1 protein-coding gene is annotated in these 545 nt (G+C 56.7%); it reads right to left on the minus strand.

The features are described 5' to 3' along the window. The coding region (locus JF66_RS21040) for an McrB family protein (protein ID WP_035880929.1) at positions 1-545 on the minus strand (545 nt) is incomplete at both ends.

Consider the following 545-nt stretch of genomic DNA (forward strand, 5'->3'; position numbering starts at 1 on the left):
CTCCAGCAGAGGCAATATTTCGTACTTCCAGATCATCTCAAGCCCAGCCTGCGTGCTCGCGTCGGGCTTCATGAGGTAGGACGGCCCAATCTGAAGATCGCGCTCGTTGATGCGCTTGTTGAGCGCGTCGAGCAATCGCGCACGCAAATCAGGCTCATGATGAGCAGCGAGATACAACCTCAAGACGCTTCGAACCGGCTCCACGCCAGGGTGAAGTTCAACGAAGGGGAACCGCCGTCGAAGTGCGGCATCGACCAAGGAAATGGAACGGTCGACGGTGTTCATCGTTCCGATGATGAAGAGGTTTTCGGGAAGCTTGAACGTTTCCCCCTTTCCGCTGTACTGCAAGCGGATGCCCTCATTGCGATACTCCAGAAGGTAAAAGAGCTCACCGAACACTTTCGCGAGATTGGCACGGTTCATCTCGTCGATGATCAACACGTATGGATTTGCCAGATTTTCCGGCAGCGCTGCCTCATCCGCAATCTGTCTTAGCGGCCCTGGCCGCAAACTGAAGGTCACGCCCCCAGCGGTCGCCTCGGGGC

Source organism: Cryobacterium sp. MLB-32, from assembly GCF_000738085.1.
In the GTDB taxonomy this organism is placed as follows: domain Bacteria; phylum Actinomycetota; class Actinomycetes; order Actinomycetales; family Microbacteriaceae; genus Cryobacterium.